General features: G+C 61.2%; 25 protein-coding genes and 2 tRNA genes. 5 read left to right on the top strand and 22 right to left on the bottom strand.

Annotation, left to right across the window (positions count from 1 at the left end):
• The first annotated feature begins 16 nt into the window (after positions 1-16).
• A complete protein-coding gene (locus tag ACXAF3_RS05395; RefSeq protein WP_475111266.1) occupies positions 17-1,969 on the top strand; it encodes a polysaccharide biosynthesis protein in 1,953 nt (650 codons plus the stop codon).
• A 148-nt stretch (positions 1,970-2,117) separates the two neighbouring features.
• Here the strand turns inward: ACXAF3_RS05395 and ACXAF3_RS05390 are convergent.
• Positions 2,118-2,193: transfer RNA gene (locus tag ACXAF3_RS05390), tRNA-Asn, on the bottom strand.
• Between the two features lie 262 nt (positions 2,194-2,455).
• Here ACXAF3_RS05390 and uvrB point away from each other — a divergent pair.
• Both uvrB and ACXAF3_RS05380 read left to right on the top strand, forming a co-directional pair.
• The gene (uvrB, locus tag ACXAF3_RS05385) at positions 2,456-4,462 is read left to right on the top strand and encodes an excinuclease ABC subunit UvrB (protein WP_475111265.1); all 2,007 of its coding nucleotides are present in this window, start codon (positions 2,456-2,458) and stop codon (positions 4,460-4,462) included.
• A gap of 198 nt (positions 4,463-4,660) precedes the next feature.
• Positions 4,661-4,737 (top strand) — tRNA-Val (locus ACXAF3_RS05380).
• A 210-nt stretch (positions 4,738-4,947) separates the two neighbouring features.
• On the opposite strand, the gene ACXAF3_RS05375 is transcribed toward ACXAF3_RS05380, so the two are convergent.
• The 20 genes from ACXAF3_RS05375 to ACXAF3_RS05280 all read right to left on the bottom strand — a co-directional run bounded on the left by ACXAF3_RS05375 (position 4,948) and on the right by ACXAF3_RS05280 (position 13,494).
• Positions 4,948-5,190, bottom strand: a complete 243-nt coding sequence (locus ACXAF3_RS05375) for a helix-turn-helix transcriptional regulator (protein WP_475111264.1) — start codon at positions 5,188-5,190, stop codon at positions 4,948-4,950.
• Positions 5,187-5,453 (bottom strand): hypothetical protein, encoded by a 267-nt coding sequence (locus ACXAF3_RS05370; protein ID WP_475111263.1) that lies wholly within the window; start codon positions 5,451-5,453, stop codon positions 5,187-5,189. Before ACXAF3_RS05370 ends, ACXAF3_RS05375 begins: the two co-directional genes overlap by 4 nt.
• A gap of 10 nt (positions 5,454-5,463) precedes the next feature.
• Positions 5,464-6,834 carry a DNA cytosine methyltransferase gene (locus tag ACXAF3_RS05365; RefSeq protein WP_475111262.1) on the bottom strand — a complete coding sequence of 457 codons (1,371 nt, stop codon included), beginning with the start codon at positions 6,832-6,834 and terminating at the stop codon, positions 5,464-5,466.
• A 124-nt stretch (positions 6,835-6,958) separates the two neighbouring features.
• Positions 6,959-7,276 (bottom strand): hypothetical protein, encoded by a 318-nt coding sequence (locus ACXAF3_RS05360; RefSeq protein ID WP_475111261.1) that lies wholly within the window; start codon positions 7,274-7,276, stop codon positions 6,959-6,961.
• Positions 7,276-7,719, bottom strand: coding sequence for a hypothetical protein (locus ACXAF3_RS05355; RefSeq protein WP_475111260.1), 444 nt, complete (start codon positions 7,717-7,719; stop codon positions 7,276-7,278). Before ACXAF3_RS05355 ends, ACXAF3_RS05360 begins: the two co-directional genes overlap by 1 nt.
• Before the next feature lie 194 nt (positions 7,720-7,913).
• A complete protein-coding gene (locus ACXAF3_RS05350; RefSeq protein WP_475111259.1) occupies positions 7,914-8,216 on the bottom strand; it encodes a hypothetical protein in 303 nt (100 codons plus the stop codon).
• The gene (locus ACXAF3_RS05345; protein ID WP_475111258.1) at positions 8,213-8,725 is read right to left on the bottom strand and encodes a hypothetical protein; all 513 of its coding nucleotides are present in this window, start codon (positions 8,723-8,725) and stop codon (positions 8,213-8,215) included. The genes ACXAF3_RS05350 and ACXAF3_RS05345 overlap by 4 nt, the downstream gene beginning before the upstream one ends.
• 2 nt (positions 8,726-8,727) lie before the next feature.
• Positions 8,728-8,877, bottom strand: a complete 150-nt coding sequence (locus tag ACXAF3_RS05340; RefSeq protein WP_475111257.1) for a hypothetical protein — start codon at positions 8,875-8,877, stop codon at positions 8,728-8,730.
• Positions 8,874-9,227, bottom strand: coding sequence for a hypothetical protein (locus tag ACXAF3_RS05335; protein WP_475111256.1), 354 nt, complete (start codon positions 9,225-9,227; stop codon positions 8,874-8,876). The genes ACXAF3_RS05340 and ACXAF3_RS05335 overlap by 4 nt, the downstream gene beginning before the upstream one ends.
• Before the next feature lie 257 nt (positions 9,228-9,484).
• The gene (locus ACXAF3_RS05330) at positions 9,485-10,063 is read right to left on the bottom strand and encodes a hypothetical protein (RefSeq protein ID WP_475111255.1); all 579 of its coding nucleotides are present in this window, start codon (positions 10,061-10,063) and stop codon (positions 9,485-9,487) included.
• Complete coding sequence (locus ACXAF3_RS05325; protein WP_475111254.1) at positions 10,060-10,503, bottom strand: four helix bundle protein; 444 nt, start codon at positions 10,501-10,503, stop codon at positions 10,060-10,062. The genes ACXAF3_RS05330 and ACXAF3_RS05325 overlap by 4 nt, the downstream gene beginning before the upstream one ends.
• Positions 10,504-10,526: 23 nt before the next feature.
• Entirely contained in the window at positions 10,527-10,883 is a 357-nt protein-coding gene (locus tag ACXAF3_RS05320; RefSeq protein WP_475111253.1) for an Lcl C-terminal domain-containing protein, read from the bottom strand.
• Positions 10,884-10,996: 113 nt separating this feature from the next.
• The gene (locus ACXAF3_RS05315; RefSeq protein WP_475111252.1) at positions 10,997-11,428 is read right to left on the bottom strand and encodes an Lcl C-terminal domain-containing protein; all 432 of its coding nucleotides are present in this window, start codon (positions 11,426-11,428) and stop codon (positions 10,997-10,999) included.
• A gap of 29 nt (positions 11,429-11,457) precedes the next feature.
• On the bottom strand, positions 11,458-11,748 hold the full coding sequence (locus ACXAF3_RS05310) for a phage antirepressor KilAC domain-containing protein (protein WP_475111251.1): 291 nt from the start codon (positions 11,746-11,748) through the stop codon (positions 11,458-11,460).
• Positions 11,745-11,906 carry a hypothetical protein gene (locus ACXAF3_RS05305; RefSeq protein WP_475111250.1) on the bottom strand — a complete coding sequence of 54 codons (162 nt, stop codon included), beginning with the start codon at positions 11,904-11,906 and terminating at the stop codon, positions 11,745-11,747. Before ACXAF3_RS05305 ends, ACXAF3_RS05310 begins: the two co-directional genes overlap by 4 nt.
• The gene (locus ACXAF3_RS05300) at positions 11,903-12,421 is read right to left on the bottom strand and encodes a DUF6378 domain-containing protein (protein ID WP_475111249.1); all 519 of its coding nucleotides are present in this window, start codon (positions 12,419-12,421) and stop codon (positions 11,903-11,905) included. Before ACXAF3_RS05300 ends, ACXAF3_RS05305 begins: the two co-directional genes overlap by 4 nt.
• Positions 12,418-12,732, bottom strand: coding sequence for a DUF7673 family protein (locus tag ACXAF3_RS05295; protein ID WP_475111248.1), 315 nt, complete (start codon positions 12,730-12,732; stop codon positions 12,418-12,420). Before ACXAF3_RS05295 ends, ACXAF3_RS05300 begins: the two co-directional genes overlap by 4 nt.
• Positions 12,729-12,914: a hypothetical protein gene (locus ACXAF3_RS05290; protein WP_475111247.1), complete on the bottom strand. Its 186-nt coding sequence runs from the start codon at positions 12,912-12,914 to the stop codon at positions 12,729-12,731. Before ACXAF3_RS05290 ends, ACXAF3_RS05295 begins: the two co-directional genes overlap by 4 nt.
• Positions 12,911-13,165 (bottom strand): hypothetical protein, encoded by a 255-nt coding sequence (locus ACXAF3_RS05285; protein ID WP_475111246.1) that lies wholly within the window; start codon positions 13,163-13,165, stop codon positions 12,911-12,913. Before ACXAF3_RS05285 ends, ACXAF3_RS05290 begins: the two co-directional genes overlap by 4 nt.
• A complete protein-coding gene (locus ACXAF3_RS05280; RefSeq protein ID WP_475111245.1) occupies positions 13,162-13,494 on the bottom strand; it encodes a LuxR C-terminal-related transcriptional regulator in 333 nt (110 codons plus the stop codon). The genes ACXAF3_RS05285 and ACXAF3_RS05280 overlap by 4 nt, the downstream gene beginning before the upstream one ends.
• 176 nt (positions 13,495-13,670) lie before the next feature.
• On the opposite strand from ACXAF3_RS05280, the gene ACXAF3_RS05275 reads away from it, so the two are divergent.
• Positions 13,671-14,306 carry a hypothetical protein gene (locus tag ACXAF3_RS05275; RefSeq protein ID WP_475111244.1) on the top strand — a complete coding sequence of 212 codons (636 nt, stop codon included), beginning with the start codon at positions 13,671-13,673 and terminating at the stop codon, positions 14,304-14,306.
• A gap of 44 nt (positions 14,307-14,350) precedes the next feature.
• Here ACXAF3_RS05275 and ACXAF3_RS05270 read toward each other — a convergent pair whose 3' ends face one another.
• Positions 14,351-14,767, bottom strand: a complete 417-nt coding sequence (locus ACXAF3_RS05270) for a helix-turn-helix domain-containing protein (RefSeq protein WP_475111243.1) — start codon at positions 14,765-14,767, stop codon at positions 14,351-14,353.
• Positions 14,768-14,850: 83 nt separating this feature from the next.
• Here ACXAF3_RS05270 and ACXAF3_RS05265 point away from each other — a divergent pair, with 83 nt between their 5' ends.
• The gene (locus ACXAF3_RS05265) at positions 14,851-15,105 is read left to right on the top strand and encodes a YdaS family helix-turn-helix protein (RefSeq protein ID WP_475111242.1); all 255 of its coding nucleotides are present in this window, start codon (positions 14,851-14,853) and stop codon (positions 15,103-15,105) included.
• The last annotated feature ends 63 nt before the right edge of the window (positions 15,106-15,168 follow it).

Raw genomic sequence — 15,168 nt, 5'->3', positions numbered from 1 at the left:
AATTTTGGGGAATCAAGTGAAACGCATCTGGCGGGCGGTACAAAAACATCACAAGCCGGTATTGATGCTCCTATTCGACCTGTTGATGTTGAGCCTCGCCTTCCTGATGGCGGTCGCGATCCGGGTCAACGGCTTGTCTCCGGCCCTGGAGTCGGAAATGCTGATCTGCCTCGGCCTCACCCTCGCATCCAGCAGTTTTATTTTCCTCCGTTTGGGCCTCTATAGGACCGTGATTCGCTATATGGGCCAGCAGGCTATTGTCGCGGTGTTGCAGGGGGTCACGGCATCTGCCGTGGTGCTCGCGGTGGCCTCCTACCTGACTTTCGCCGGCGTGCCGCGCTCGGTGCCGGTTATCTACTGGTGCTTTGCCCTTATTTCGGTGGGCGGCTCCCGCTGGCTGGTGCGCATCTACTACCAGATGGCGCTGGAGATCCACAAGACCCGCGTCGCCATTTACGGTGCCGGTACGGCGGGCCTGCAGATGTACAAGGCCCTGATGCACGGCGAGATCTACAAGCCGGTGGCCTTCTTCGACGACAATGCCTCCAAGCAGAACACGCTGATCGACGGCGTACTGGTATACAACCCGAGCGATATTCTCGATGTTGTCGCCGAGCGGGATATCGCCGAGGTATTGCTGGCTATGCCCGGCGTGCCCAAGCGCCGCCGCCGCGAGATCACCCGCGGGCTGCGCGAGCGCGGTCTGGTGGTGAAGGTGATCCCGGGGGTGGAGGAGTTGGTAGACGGTGCGGGCCGGGTGTCCGATGTATCGCAGATCTACGAAAACATCCTCGGCCGCGCGCCGGTGGAGCCGGAAAAAACGCTGATCGCCGAGTCCATCAGCGGCAAGGTGGTATTGGTCACCGGCGCCGGCGGCTCCATCGGTTCCGAGCTGTGCCGGCAGATTGCCCACTGGGGGCCGGCACATCTGGTGATGGTGGAGTCTTCCGAGTATGCCCTCTACCAGATTGAGCGCGAGCTCTACCAGCAGCAGCAGGACGAGGGGCAGCAATTGAAGGTGACCGCCCTGCTCGGGGATGTCCGCGACCGCGCGCGTATGGCGGAAATCATCGAGAGCTTCTCAGTCAACACCATCTACCACGCGGCGGCCTACAAGCATGTACCGCTGGTGGAGCAGAATATCGTGCTGGGGGCCGACAACAATGTGCTCGGCACCCTGTCTGTGCTGGAGGCGGCGGAGGCTTTCGGTGTGGAGCAGTTTGTCCTTATTTCCACCGACAAGGCGGTGCGCCCGACCAATGTGATGGGGGCGACCAAGCGCTTTGCCGAATTGATCTGTCAGGACTTTGGCCGCCGCTTCGCCAGGACCCGCGTTTGTATGGTGCGTTTCGGCAATGTGCTGGGCTCATCCGGCTCGGTAATCCCGCTGTTTACGGACCAGATCAATGCCGGCGGCCCTGTGACAGTGACCCACCCGAAGGTGACGCGCTACTTTATGACCATTCCCGAGGCGGCGCAGCTGGTGCTGCAGGCGGGTTCCATGGGGCGCAACGGCGATGTTTTTGTGCTGGATATGGGGGAGCCTGTGCGTATCTATGATCTGGCCAGGCGCCTGATCCAGATCATGGGCCACACGGTCCGGGACGAGGAAAACCCCGATGGGGATATCGAAATCCAGATCACCGGGCTGCGTCCCGGCGAGAAGCTCTACGAGGAGCTGCTGCTCGGCGACAATGTATCCGGTACGGATCACCCGATGATTATGCGCGCCGAAGAGGAGCGTCTCAGCAGCGAAAAATTGCAACTCTTGGTTGGCGAGTTGCGCGAGGCTTGCAGCCAGCACGATTGTGAGCGGGTGCACAAGATTCTGTTGGAGGCGGTGAAAGACTATTCGCCCAAGCACAGTCTGGTGGATGTGGTCTGGACGCAGCAGCGTGAGGCGGCGCCTGTTCAGAAAGTGGGGCGGGTGGAGCGACTGCCACTGTCGACGGACAGTGTCCGCCGCTAGTATCGGTCCGCTATTCGGCTGGAAGAAGATGGAGCCCCACCAAATCGGTGGGGCTTTTTGTATCCGGGGTGGGGGCCAGGTCTGTTGGTGCCGACTCGTCTGGGGCCAAAACGAAAAAAGCCCTCGGCTCGCGCCGAGGGCTTTTATTTGGCTCCGCCTGCTGGGCTCGAACCAGCGACCCAATGATTAACAGTCATTTGCTCTACCAACTGAGCTAAGGCGGAATTTCTTTCCGGCTGGCTTGTGTGCCGTGCCGTTCAGATGGCGCGTATCTTATAGAGGGGGGCGGTGCAGGTCAACCCCTTTTTTGCACTTTAACTCATTGATTTGTCAGCAGTTTAATTCTGCTGCCCGGTTGATTAAAAATGCGACACTGGGGCGCCGGTGGCGCCGGAATTTGCGCTGCCTGGCGCGGGTATTTGTGGCGGCCCCGGTGAGAACCTACAATCGCGGATTGCCTTTCAGCATGGTTACGGCGGTGGAGCTATGGAGTCGCGTCCTTTTCAGGTGGTGTGCAAGTACAGTCCGGCGGGTGACCAGCCGGCCGCGATAGAGCAGTTGGTGGAGGGAGTGGAGGACGGTCTCAGCCACCAGACGCTGCTGGGCGTGACCGGCTCAGGAAAGACGTTCACCATGGCCAATATCGTCGAGCGACTGCAGCGCCCCGCGATAGTCATGGCGCACAACAAGACGCTGGCGGCGCAGCTGTACGGGGAGTTCAAGGAGTTCTTTCCCAAGAATGCGGTGGAGTATTTCGTCTCCTACTACGACTACTACCAGCCGGAAGCCTATGTGCCTTCCTCGGACACCTTTATCGAGAAGGATGCCTCGGTCAATGAGCATATCGAGCAGATGCGCCTGTCCGCGACCAAGGCGCTGATCGAGCGCCGCGACGTCATTGTCGTGGCTACGGTATCCGCCATCTACGGCTTGGGCGACCCGGACAAGTACCTGAAGATGGTGCTGCACCTGGACCGCGGCGACCTGGTGGACCAGCGCACGATTCTGCGCCGCCTGGCCGAACTGCAGTACACCCGCAACGATACCGACTTCCGCCGCGCCACCTACCGGGTGCGCGGCGACGTTATCGATATCTACCCGGCGGACTCGGATCTGGAGGCTGTGCGCCTGTCCCTGTTCGATGAGGAGCTAGAGGAGATTACGCTGTTTGACCCCTTGACCGGCGAGCAGCTGAAGAAGGTGCCGCGCATCACCATTTTCCCGAAGTCCCACTATGTGACGCCGCGGGAGACCATCGTCAAGGCCATCGACCAGATCAAGGAGGAACTGCGCGAGCGCCTGAAGCAGCTGCGCGACAACGGCAAGCTGCTGGAGGCCCAGCGTCTGGAACAGCGCACCAAGTACGACCTGGAGATGATGCAGGAGTTGGGTTACTGCAACGGCGTCGAGAACTACTCCCGCTACCTGTCCGGGCGGGATGCCGGGCAGCCGCCGCCGACGCTGTTCGACTACCTGCCCCACGACGCGCTGCTGTTTATCGACGAGAGCCATGTCACGGTGCCGCAGATAGGCGGCATGTACCGCGGCGACAGGTCGCGCAAGGAGACACTGGTCGAATACGGGTTCCGCCTGCCGTCGGCGCTGGACAACCGCCCGCTGAAGTTCGAGGAGTGGGAGCGGTTGGCGCCGCAGACCATCTTCGTGTCCGCGACTCCCGGGCCCTATGAGGCGGAGCATGCGGGGCAGGTGGTGGAACAGGTGGTGCGCCCCACCGGCCTGGTGGACCCGGAGGTGGAGATACGCCCGGCCTCGACCCAGGTGGACGATGTGCTGTCGGAAATCCACCGCTGTGTGGATGCGGATCAGCGGGTCCTGATCACCGTGCTGACCAAGCGTATGGCAGAGGACCTGACCGAGTACCTGGACGAGAACGGGGTGCGGGTGCGCTATCTGCACTCGGATATCGATACCGTGGAGCGGGTCGAGATCATTCGCGATCTGCGCATCGGCGAGTTCGACGTGCTGGTGGGGATCAACCTTTTGCGCGAGGGGTTGGATATGCCGGAGGTGGCCCTGGTGGCCATTTTCGATGCGGACAAGGAGGGCTTCCTGCGCTCCGATCGCTCTCTGATCCAGACCATCGGCCGCGCCGCGCGCAACCTCGAGGGCAGGGCGATCCTCTACGCGGACAGGGTCACCGACTCGATGCAGCGCGCCCTGGATGAGACCCGGCGCCGTCGCGACAAGCAGCTGGCCTTCAACGCCGAGCACGGTATCACGCCCCAGGGCATCCGCAAGAGCGTCGCCGATATCCTGGAGGGCGCCGTTGCGCCCGGCGTGCCGAAGTCGCGCAGGAAGGTGGCGGAAGGGAAGGGTGCCTACAAGGTGGAGAAGGTGCCTCTGTCCGACAAGCAGCGCTGGGCGCGTATCGAAGAGCTGGAAGAGCAGATGTACCAGTGCGCCAAGAACCTGGAGTTCGAGACCGCCGCCAAGCTGCGCGACGAAATCGCCCGCCTGAAAGAGGGGGGCTAGTGTGGGCGGGTTTTGGTGGCGGGCTCCTCGCCTTGCCTTTTGTGGAGCCGCCCCCAAGGTCGCGGGGCGGGGTGGAGCCGCGATCAATTTTTTCCGGGCGAAATCTTCACTAAGTTGTTGAAAACACTAAAGTCCGGTGCTAAAGTTCGCGCACTTCGCAGCAAGGGGCTCCCCGCTGCAGAATTGCAAAAGCAATGCAGACCCGTAGCTCAGTTGGTTAGAGCGCTGCCTTGACATGGCAGAGGTCAGCGGTTCAAGTCCGCTCGGGTCTACCATCTTCCTCCGTTTTCAACCTCTCTCAACTGCCATCAAGTCATTGATATTATTAAGGTTTTGACGGTTGCCTTCGGCTGGTCCTCCTGTTTCAACCTCTCTCATTCTGCCCAGCTCCAACCAACAGAATTCCCGAATTTGGTTAGAATACGGTTAGAGTTTCTGCCTATATTTCTGACAGGGACAAACCGGACAGACAGAAAAAAACCGGCCTAGGCCGGTTGCTTCAGGGTGGTGGCGTCCTGGGTGGGCGGCTCGCCGTGCTGGATATAGTACTGGATGTCGCTGAGGCGCCAGCGGACGATCTGCCCGGACGTTACCGCTGGTTCGGGGAACTCTCGGCGCTGGCGCATGCGGTAGATGGTGGCCGGAGAAATGGACACCAGTTCGACCACGTCTTTGATGGGGATCAGTCGGTCGGTCATTACGTCACCTGTCGATTTTATGTTGCTCATGTTCTGTCTCCGGCTATGGCGGGAAGCGGTTCAATGGGTTGCCAGAAGGCCGGCGTGCGGTAGGTGCCGTCCTCGTAGAATTTGCGCCGATAGGTGCCGACGATGGGGCCAACCAGGGTGCGGTCGTCGTACTGCAGGTGCGCGTTCTGGGATATCGAATCTTCCGGATCTTCTATCACGTAGTAGTGGAGGAATTTCTCGCCGTCCTTCGGTTGCTGCAGCTTGTAGTCGATCCAGCTGGTGAAGATGCTGAGCTGTTTCATTCTTCGTACCTCACGCGGCCGCCGGTACCGGCATGGCGGCGGTTTGCATATTGGCCCGTACCAGCGCCTCGGCGACTGGTGGGCAGACGGAATTCCCGCACTTGGCCACCTGCTGTTCCTTGGTGATCCTTGCCCCGGTGGCGTCGCGGTCGATGATGTAATCGGCTGGGAAGCCTTGGGCTGCATACAGCTCGTGCGGCTCCAGCATGCGCATGCCGATATCGACAATCTGATAGGGTTCGCCGCGAACCATTACCAGGCCCATCCGGTCTCTGGTGCTGAGCGTGGAGAGCGGTTGGTCAAGGCCGTGGCAGTTGCTTCCGGTGCCGTAGTACTTGATCAGGAATGCGCTGACCAGGGCGTGGTGGTCCTTGGTGGTGATGGTGCTTACAGGCTGGCCCAGGCTCTGCCCGGCGCCTGTGTAGTTGCCGCCGTAGTGTTTCGCGAGGAATGCAGACACCAGGGCGAAGTGCCCGCCCTTGATACTGGCGACCTGGGTGCGCAGGGGTTCCTCCGCGCTGAATACCCGCTGCCCGGAGCCGTTGGCGTGCTCTGTCAGGAAGGGCGCCAGCTGGACCACGTTGGCATGCTCGGGCACGACAAACGGTGTCGGGTTGTCGATGACAAATTTCTGTATGCCGCGGGCGATCCGGCGCAGGGTGTTCTCGACCAGTGGCCGTTTGCGGGTGAAGATCGAGGGGCAGGGGATGCTCCAGTCGATAATGTCCGCGGCGGTGCGGTAGGGCAGCAGGCCGGGGCCGTGGGTCGGCTCCGGCCATACGACCGGTAGGCCGTCGCACCTGGCCACCAGGAACAGGCGTTTGCGGATAGTGGGGACACCGTAGTCGCAAGCGCGCAGCTGCTGCCAGTCAACGGTGTAGCCAAGGTCTTGCAGCTGGCTGACGAATTTCTGGAAGGTGAGCCCCTTGCGCTTCTTGCAGGGGCGTTGGCTGCGGGTGAGCGGACCCCAATCCTCAAACTCTTCTACGTTTTCCAGACCGATAACGCGAGGGCGCACCAGTCCCGCCCATTTCAGGGTATTCCAGGCGAGGCCGCGCACCCTGCGGCTGCGCGGCTTTCCGCCGCGAGCTTTGCTGTGGTGGGTACAGTCTGGCGAGAACCAGGCAAAGCCCACGGGGCGGCCCTGGCAGACCTCGCGCGGGTCCACCTGCCACACGGATTCGCAGTAGTGGCGCGTCTGCGGGTGGTTAATGGTGTGCATGGCGATCGCCTGGGGATCGTGGTTGATGGCGATATCCACGGGGCGCCCCAAGGCTGCCTCGATGCCAGTACTGGCACCACCGCCGCCGGCGAAGCTGTCAATCACCAGCTCGCCGAAGTTAAAGCCGATCTGTGGTGGTGTGCGGAATTTGGAGTGCATTGTTGTTCTCGTTTTCAGCTGGCCAGTAGATAAATTCCGATGCCGATCGCTACCAGCGCGAGCCAGAGGCCGAAGGCGATCCAGGGCCTGGCGCGTTTGGAGGCTGCGTAAATAGGGAGGATGGTCATCTCTGTACCTCCCGATGCGTTTCGGCATCCCAGCGGCAGAAATCCAGAAAGCTATCGAAGCAGTCGCCATACTCCAGAAAACGACGGTAGCGTTGCTGGCTCCTGGTTAGCTTGCGCACCTTGCCCATGTCGAGATATTTCACTCGCCAGGTCGGGTGGCAGTTGGCAATAACGCCGGGCTTGTCGACATTGAAGTTGACGCCGAGATAGTGGCCTCGGTCCTCAGCGATCACGCCGGGCTTGCCGTTGACCTCTACCCTGCGGCCGATGCAGGCGGGGACGTTGTAGTTGTTCTGGATGTACTCGCATGCCATCACTGCACCTCCAGAACCTTGAACTGGACTACCCAAACCCAGTCATTCCGATCCCAGGTGCCCGGCCCATTGACGGAATCGATCAAGTCCGCGAACGCGAGGATCGGGTGCGAGAACGGCCCCATCAGCCCATTGCTCCAGCCGCTCTGGTACGGGTGGATGCCCTCCGCAACCGCATCCTCTTCGCTGATGTCCTGCAGCCGCTCGACACGGACATTGGTGACTTCGTCCAGGCCGCGGCTCATCCAGCGGCACATGAAACGAGCATGCCGGTACCGGCCGAACTCTTCCGGGGCCGGGCCATCGGCTTCGTACCAGATGGGCGCATCCTGCGGTACGTCGCGCGGCGGCAGGCTGTCGAACTTGGCCAGCGTGCGCCAGGGCTCGCGATTCCACAGGCGGTCACCGGGATGGCCGTGTGGGCAATGTTTTTTCATCGCCATAGCGAGTTCGGCATCGGTGGGCCATCCACATAGCTCTTTCCATTGCCAGCCAGCGTCAATAGGGATGCCGCACCATGCTAGCTCCCCGCGCTCTCGCCATTCTGGCTGGGGATTTATCAGCCGCCGCGTGTTCGCCTTCAGCCCTGCGCGGCGGGCGCGCACCATCGGGGCGCTGTACGGTATTGGGCGCTCTTTCACGCTGCCTCCTCCTGCTCTTGGCCGGACTTCTCGCCGCAGAAAGGGCAGTAGCTCATCCGCACCTGTACCTCTTTTGTGGTATCGCGCAGGGCCTGTGTACCGTCATTCTTGTACAGCCGCATGGTGCACTTCGCGGACAGCACGACTTCCTTGATGACGCCGCCGGTTTTGAGGTCGATCCCCAGCGTCTGGCCCTGCCAACGGGTTTTGATGGTGCCCGGGACGATCAGCTTTTTAGTGTCGTCGCGCACCTTCTTCTCGATTTTCTGCAGAACGGTATCCATGCAGTTGCAGCTCATGCGGCTTCTCCCTGTTTTCTATTCGGCTTTAGGTGCCGGTTCTGTATAAAAACCTGCAGGTATTCCTCGGCCCGGTTCATATAGGCCTCGTCGTCCTGCTTCTGGTCCTGGCGGCTGTTCGGCAGTATCTCGGCGATCCAGCCCCAATCGATAATGAATTTCTCGTTGACGCCGTCGCGGACCTTCTCCAGTACCGGCTGTACGTCTGCGGCCAGGTCGTTGATGCGCTGGCCCTTGCCGATGAAGAAGTGGTGCGCGGCATCGATGTCACCGCGCCAGTCCTGGATGATGACCACGACCATCACCAACCAGTTGTGCTGCAGCCTGCGGATCAGGTGGTCGGCGTTGCCGAGCCGGGCCAGTGTGCGCATGGTGGGCAGGCTGGCGTCGATGCCGAGCTTTGCCGTGCCGTCGTCCTCGAGGCCATTGCTCTCCATGGCGATCAGGCGCAGGCCGCGCAGCAGGCTGTTGATGTGTTTGCCCCTCGGCTGCCGCGATTTCTTGTTCATGCTCACGCGATATTCCCCAGGGTGTAACCGAGGCCGACGATCGCTACAGCCCACAGCAGGGCTTCCACCAGCAGGGTTTTCAGGCTGGGGGCGGGTTCGTATCTCTTGCGCTGGACCTCATCCAGCCAGTCAAAGCCGTCGTTGTTATTCATCGTGGTGTATCTCCACTGATCAGGTATTCGGAAATGACTTCGAAGAAGCCAAAGGGCAGGCCGTCATTGACATGGCGTTGGCGGGCAATGGTCGCGAGGATAAAGGCGAGGGTGTGCTCGCTTAGCTCGTAGTCTTTGTCGGGGTTGTGGATCAGATCGAGCAGTTCGAAGCCGTAGGCACGCCCAAGCATTTCGTGGGCATGCCAGTAGTCGGTCTTGGGTGGAGTGACATCCCACCAGTTGATACGGCCGAGATGATCGCGAGAGGTGAAGCTGAGGTCGTCGACAGAGCGGATATGCGGGCTGCGCGGCCGGAATGCCCCGGACGCACCTTGGGCGTAAGTCGGCATAAATGCCTCCAACGGTTTTGAGATATTACGGCCACCAGCTGAGAACTGGTGGCCGGGTGTCACTCTCGGCCCGTTGGAGCCGCCACGGATATTCCCCCGAAGGGTCTTGTATTCCCCGTTGTCCACCCGGCCATAACTCGGCCGTACTACGCAGGACGATACTGCAGGCACAAAAAAACCAGCGCTTACGGGGCTGGGGCGGAAACCGCCAACGGTTTTGAGAGTGCCTACAGTATTCATCAGCTTCCTCGCTCCTGTCAAATCAGCCCGAGGGCTGCCTCTGGGGACATGCCCTGCTTGGCGATTCTGTGGCGCACTGTGCGGGCACTGAGGCCAAGTTCTTTGCACCATTGGGCTAGCGGTTTGCTGGTCCCGTTGATGGTCAGTACCCGATTGCCCGAGCGCGCCCGGGTGGGCGTTGCCAATATCTTCTCGTCGGACCATCCCATCCGGACGCGCCCCTGGATAGTGGCAAGGCTGAGCCCGCTGGATTCCACCCATTCCGCCAAGGTTTTGGTCTGACCGTTGTAGGTGAGGAGGCGGTTGTCCGACCGGTTGCGCGAGTTCGCCTTGCGCGACACCCACCGGCAATTCGCCGGCTCGTAGTGTCCGTCGTTGTCGATTCGATCCAGCGTCGTGCCCGGTGGCCGCTCGCCCATATCCGCGAGGAAATTCTCAAAACTGAGCCAACGCGGGCAGACGGTGATTCCCCGGCCGCCGTACCTGTCGAAGTGCTGTGCGTTTGGGTTGAGACAGCGCCTTTTCATCGATTGCCAGACGGTGTACGTCGGGGTTCTCTTGCCATTGGCGAGCCGGGTCATTTTGTGCGTCGTCATCCTTTGGCCCCCACATAACTGGTAGAGGCGGCGCGGCCACTCAGTATCTGAGCACGCTCCGGGTGGCCTTGGCCCTCCGGATTCTGGCTCTTTCGGTGAAGTTGACGCTTCCAGCCACCGGCGCAGCGGCCGACTTCCTCGGCGTTGCGGATCAGCGACTCGAATTGCGAGAAGCTCTTGAAGGCGCGAAGCTGGCTGCCCAGTTGCAGGCTCAGTTTCAGTTCGTCTATGGCCCAGATCAGCTCTGATACCCATTGTGACTGACGACCGCGGTCCCGCCAGGCGCGATGGCACATGCGCAGCACCGTCATGGCCTGGGTGCGCAGTTCGCTGCCCAGCGTGTACTTGTGGTAGCGCGCAAAGCCGCGGACAGCCTGCTCGATTTCAATGAGCAGGCGTTCCGATTTCTTGGCGATTTCTGGCAGTTGGCGAGTCGTCATGGCATTCAATCAAAAATCAAAAATTACTGACCGGCGCGCACCGCGCGAACACAGGCGAGGCCGCTGCGGCGGACGTCGTAGACATCGCCGCCGTAGAAAGTGACACACCAAACAGCAGCGTCATTCCAGGCGCAGGGTGTGCTGGTCCAGTACCAGTCGCTTTTGGTGTCGGGGAACTTCTCGGTGTCGATGGCCGGGTTGTAGCGGCTGGTGTCCACCAGCGATTCCAGCTCCTTCCGGGTCGGCATGCGCCAGCCATCGCCGAGGGCGGCAATGGCTTTGTCAGCTTCTTCGTAGGTAACGTCCTCGCCGTTCAGGAGCGTTTCGCTCCATTCCAGTTCGGCGCTTTCAGTTGTGGTTTGCAGGGCTTCGGTTTCCATTGTCTTCTCCGGTTAAAAATGGGCCCCGTACCGGCGGCCCGAGACGGTTACTTCTGACTGATGCGCCTGAGGCGCGGGGTAAATTCGGGTTGCTTTAAATCAAAAAATCAAAACTACTGACCGGCGCGCACCGCGCGAACACAGGCGAAGGAGTAGCGGCGGAAGTTGCCGACATTGCCGCTGCCGAAAAGGACACACCAAACAGCAGCCTCTTTATTCCAGACGCAGGGTGTACTGGTCCAGTAAGCGCAGCTGCGGGTATCCGGGAATTTTCCGGTGTCGATGGCCGGGTCGTGGCGTGTGCGGTCGACCAGGGTTGCGAGCTCATCGACCGTGGGCATGCGCCAGCCGTCGCCGAGATCGGCAACCGCTTTCTCGGCATCTTCGTAGGTGACGGTTTCGCCCTCCAGGAGGGTGTCGCTCCATTCCAGTGCGCTATTGGCGGCGGTGGGCAGTTGATCGGCGTCGAGGGCGATGGAGATATCTCCGCCGTTGGTGTCGATGCTGATGGTTTTGCCGGGGATTTTTATGTTGAGATTTTGCATTTCGCTGTCCGTACGTTGGTGGTGAGTGGTTAACTGGCGCTGGCCGCGCCTTCGGCTTCGCGCTGCAGCAGGTCCTGGATCCACACCAGGCCCTTGGCGGTGACCAGGGCGGTGGTGTACTGCACGCGAACGGGGCCGCGGTAGAACTGGGTTTGCGTGGGGTGCAGCAGGCCCTGCTCGGTGGCGGCTTTGGTGGGCGCGTTGCGCAGGGGGCCTGTGGCGTGCAGCCAGCCGGCCTCGCGCAGCTTGGCGAGCAGGGTGTTTTTGCCGATGCCCAGTTGTCGGGCGGCCTGGTTGATGGTGAGTTTTATCTCGCTCATGCGGCCTGGTCCTCTGCTGGTGGTGGTTCGGCGTGGCCGTACAGCTGCTCGGTGAGCTCGGCGACGTGTTCGCGCAGTATTTCAATCTGCAGCTGCTGGATGCGGGCGTGCGCCTGCAGGTCCTCGACGATCTGTAGCAGCTGCGAGAATTCGTTCATTCCCCGGCTCTTTCTCTTGCGGCGGCTTCGCCGGCGAGGCCGAAGTAGGCGGCGCCGTCTTCGTAGTCGTCGGGGACGAATTTGCCTTGGCTTGCGCGGGCCTGCTTGAGCAGGACCATGAACATCCAGCCCTCTTCTTCGGTCAGGCGTTTGCCGTAGAGGGCGTTGAAGGCGGCCACGGTCTTGGCCATGGAGCGTTCGCCATCGGGGGCGTCGCGCAGGCTGGCGCGGTCGCGCATGTGCTTGGCGCCGGCTTCGAGGAAGGCGGGGGCGCTGTAGTCGTGCAGGGGTTCGTCTTTCGGCGCATCAAGGCCATGCTTTCCCAACATGGCTATTGCTTGCCGTTTCGCGCAGTAGATGGCGTCGTCCAGATCGGCGCAGGGCATGGAGTGCTTGCTTGAGTGCTCGATGCTGGAAACGATCCAGGGTTCTGCTGCGGCGCTCGAGTCTGTGGAAAGCTCAATTACGACGCTCAGTGCCGGGGCGAAAAATCCGCTCAAGGTTTCCTTTGTCACGCCGCCACCTCCACTCGCTGGGTCTTAAGGTGCGCCCAGTCCTCGCGCAGTGCTTGGAATTTCTGTTCGCCGTGGGGGACTACCCGCTGCGGTGCGCAGCCGTGGTAGCGCAGGCTCATGACGCGCTGGGCGTGCTCGTAGTTGTCGGCATCCAGCAGGCAGAGGTCTGCCACAGGCACGGTGAACTCGTAGCTGTCGTAGGCGCTGAGCAGTACCTGGGCGGCGACTGGGCTGGCTCCGGTATTGCCGTTGGCAACCTTGAGCAGGGTTTCCACGCTGCGGGCAGCTTGGGTGAAGGTGTCGGTGTTCACGCGGCGTCTCCTCCAAAGGGCGGCCAGTCGTTGTTGACGGCCGGCGGGGCCAGTTGCGGCTTCGGCGGCACCAGGCGCACGCGGCGGCCGTTGTTCTCGACCACGGCAATGCGGCCGGTGCGGCGCTGCAGGCGCTGGATGGTGTGCTGGGTCATGGCGGTGGGGTGCAGGTACACGGTCATGCCTGGTTCTCCTCGGTGTGGATGGGTTCCCAGCGCTCGGCGCCGTTGTAGGGGTCGCCGCCGCGGGCCTGCCACTGGTTGCCGAGCTCGTCGACGGCGACGCAGCCGGGCTCCCAGTTCTGCGGGTCGCGCAGCTCGTTGACCCAGCCGGAGACCTCGCCCTGGAATATCACCACGACGCCGCCGGCGTATTTGGGGTTCTGCCGGCGCCACTTGGCGGCGATGGCAGTGCGCTTGCTTGCGGTGCTCATGCCAGGTTCTCCCGGATGCGGATGGTTCTAACGGTGGGGCGGCGCTGGAAGCGGGTGCGCAGCAGGTCGCCGGAATCGGGACCGGCGCCGACGATGACGGTGGCCGCCAGGACGAATTGGATAAAGCCGTGCTTGATGGCCTTGGCGACCGCTTCGGTACTGTTGCGAGCGTGCAATTTGAAAAAGCATTCCCCCAGCAGGTTGGTGACGTTGGTCACTGAGCACTGCATGGCCTGGGCGGTCTCGGGGTTGGAGAGGCCGTGGGCCCGGTGGGTGAGTGCCTCGGCTTGGCGCGGGGCCAGTGGTCTCAGGTTGCTGGCGGTGTGCATTGGTCGCCCCTGGTTATTGGTTGTTGGGCGTACAGTAACCGTAAGTTAATAGGTGAGTCAATAGCCGAAAGTTAATTTTTGAGTTGCGGTCGCTGTAGTGAGGTGTACAAAGACTGCTGTGCCCCGAGCGACTCCGGTGGTAACCTCTGCTGGTCAATACTCAGGGAGAGACAACAATGAAAAAACTGGGGTATCTACTGGCGGTTATGGTTTTGGTTTGTGGCGGTGTTTCCGGTTGTACCGGCATGGCTGACGCTGCGTCCAAGATGGCCGGTCTGGGCGTGGTTTCAAAGAGGGTGTCGACTTTCGAGGGAGCCACTATCGTAGAGGTCACGCCGCAGTTTTTGTATGACCCGAGGCGCGCTTGGGGCAACAGCTACAAGCTCGGAGCGCGGTGGACCAGTGCGGCGCCGGATCACGTGGCCCTGGTAATGGAGTTCGGATCAGGCACCTACGCCAGCGACGTCTACGTCAACTTTTCCGGGCTGGATGTCAACGTGGATGGCGAAGTGCTGTCGTTTGATGCCGATAGCCCGACCTCGCACGACAGTAGCGGCTGGAATAGCGTTAGCCGAACTGTCTATACCAAGAGCAGCAACTCGGTAGTGGTGCCACTACAGGTGCTTGAGCTCATGATTTTGGCGGAAGATTGCCGCCTGCGAATCCACAGCAGCGATGGCTACGAGGATGCGATATTTTCCCGAGAGCGTATCCCTGGAGGGCAGGGCACGGCGATCCTTTCGATGCGCGAATTTATGGAGGTGGTCGGTAAGGAGAGGGCTGTGGTTCTTTCCGCGTCTGCCGGTGGCTAGTGGACACGCCGGCTTGCGATGAAGGCCCGCTGATGCGGGCCTTTTTATTTCTTCTGTTCGGTCATTAGCTCCAGGCTGCTTTTAAGTACGGCGGCGTGTTGGCTGGTGAGTGAGCCTTCGGCGGCCTTTTGTTGAATTAGCAGGAGAAGCTCGCGGATTTCGGGCGCGAGTTGGCTGATGTTGGTGGGCTGGCTTGCGCCGGGGCTGTAGACGCCGGGTTCCTCGGCCACTATGTGGGACGGCCCCCTGCCAGTGCCGTTTAGCAGCCACTCGGTTGAGACGCCAAGCTTTTCTGAGATGCGAATTGCTGTGCTCATGCGCGGCAGTTTCATTCCGTTGCGATAGGCCCAGATGGTCACCGGGCTTACGCCGAATAGGCGCGCCAGCGCCTCCTGGGTGTCTTCCACCCCGGCACGCCTGACAGCTTCCTTGAATCTTGCCGCGAATTCTGGATGTTCCATTCCGTAATGTTAACCGCAAGTTAATTCACTATCGGCTATTGCTTTTCAGTAGCCGCAAGTTAATATGTGCGCAGGAGGCAGTTATGAACTCAGCAATCGACGCCGCTGTTAAGGCGGTCGGAACCCAGGCCGAGCTGGCACGGCTCATTGGTGTGTCAGCCGTGTTCGTGTCTCAGATGCGCAGTGGTGTGAGGTCTGTGCCGGCGGAGCTTTGCCCGAAGATCGAGCTGGCCACCAAGCGCCAGGTTACCCGGGAGCAGTTGCGCCCGGACATTTTCGGTCCTCTGGACGACCAGCTGGCCGAGCAAGAAGAAGCAGAAGTTCGGCAGGCAGGCTGACCGGCCGCGGGTTGGTCGGTGAGAGCAGTACAACAATAACCATTGTGAAGTCCCCTTGTCGTT

The organism is Microbulbifer sp. ABF4_143 (assembly GCF_056160225.1).
Note: the sequence above shows the minus strand (reverse complement) of the source record. Positions and strands in the feature narration are given on the sequence as shown.

Bases quoted from the DNA above. Each gene is read 5' to 3' on its own strand.
- ACXAF3_RS05315 (WP_475111252.1), bottom strand. From the start codon at position 11,428: ATGCAAAATCTCAACATAAAAATCCCCGGCAAAACCATCAGCATCGAC.
- ACXAF3_RS05360 (WP_475111261.1), bottom strand. From the start codon at position 7,276: ATGGCATGCGAGTACATCCAGAACAACTACAACGTCCCCGCCTGCATC.
- ACXAF3_RS05330 (WP_475111255.1), bottom strand. From the start codon at position 10,063: ATGACGACGCACAAAATGACCCGGCTCGCCAATGGCAAGAGAACCCCG.
- ACXAF3_RS05335 (WP_475111256.1), bottom strand. From the start codon at position 9,227: ATGCCGACTTACGCCCAAGGTGCGTCCGGGGCATTCCGGCCGCGCAGC.
- ACXAF3_RS05270 (WP_475111243.1), bottom strand. From the start codon at position 14,767: ATGGAACATCCAGAATTCGCGGCAAGATTCAAGGAAGCTGTCAGGCGT.
- ACXAF3_RS05370 (WP_475111263.1), bottom strand. From the start codon at position 5,453: ATGAAACAGCTCAGCATCTTCACCAGCTGGATCGACTACAAGCTGCAG.
- ACXAF3_RS05375 (WP_475111264.1), bottom strand. From the start codon at position 5,190: ATGAGCAACATAAAATCGACAGGTGACGTAATGACCGACCGACTGATC.
- ACXAF3_RS05320 (WP_475111253.1), bottom strand. From the start codon at position 10,883: ATGGAAACCGAAGCCCTGCAAACCACAACTGAAAGCGCCGAACTGGAA.
- ACXAF3_RS05310 (WP_475111251.1), bottom strand. From the start codon at position 11,748: ATGAGCGAGATAAAACTCACCATCAACCAGGCCGCCCGACAACTGGGC.
- ACXAF3_RS05365 (WP_475111262.1), bottom strand. From the start codon at position 6,834: ATGCACTCCAAATTCCGCACACCACCACAGATCGGCTTTAACTTCGGC.
- ACXAF3_RS05275 (WP_475111244.1), top strand. From the start codon at position 13,671: ATGAAAAAACTGGGGTATCTACTGGCGGTTATGGTTTTGGTTTGTGGC.
- ACXAF3_RS05280 (WP_475111245.1), bottom strand. From the start codon at position 13,494: ATGCACACCGCCAGCAACCTGAGACCACTGGCCCCGCGCCAAGCCGAG.
- ACXAF3_RS05265 (WP_475111242.1), top strand. From the start codon at position 14,851: ATGAACTCAGCAATCGACGCCGCTGTTAAGGCGGTCGGAACCCAGGCC.
- ACXAF3_RS05325 (WP_475111254.1), bottom strand. From the start codon at position 10,503: ATGACGACTCGCCAACTGCCAGAAATCGCCAAGAAATCGGAACGCCTG.
- ACXAF3_RS05285 (WP_475111246.1), bottom strand. From the start codon at position 13,165: ATGAGCACCGCAAGCAAGCGCACTGCCATCGCCGCCAAGTGGCGCCGG.
- uvrB (WP_475111265.1), top strand. From the start codon at position 2,456: ATGGAGTCGCGTCCTTTTCAGGTGGTGTGCAAGTACAGTCCGGCGGGT.
- ACXAF3_RS05305 (WP_475111250.1), bottom strand. From the start codon at position 11,906: ATGAACGAATTCTCGCAGCTGCTACAGATCGTCGAGGACCTGCAGGCG.
- ACXAF3_RS05345 (WP_475111258.1), bottom strand. From the start codon at position 8,725: ATGAACAAGAAATCGCGGCAGCCGAGGGGCAAACACATCAACAGCCTG.
- ACXAF3_RS05350 (WP_475111259.1), bottom strand. From the start codon at position 8,216: ATGAGCTGCAACTGCATGGATACCGTTCTGCAGAAAATCGAGAAGAAG.
- ACXAF3_RS05340 (WP_475111257.1), bottom strand. From the start codon at position 8,877: ATGAATAACAACGACGGCTTTGACTGGCTGGATGAGGTCCAGCGCAAG.
- ACXAF3_RS05355 (WP_475111260.1), bottom strand. From the start codon at position 7,719: ATGGCGATGAAAAAACATTGCCCACACGGCCATCCCGGTGACCGCCTG.
- ACXAF3_RS05290 (WP_475111247.1), bottom strand. From the start codon at position 12,914: ATGACCGTGTACCTGCACCCCACCGCCATGACCCAGCACACCATCCAG.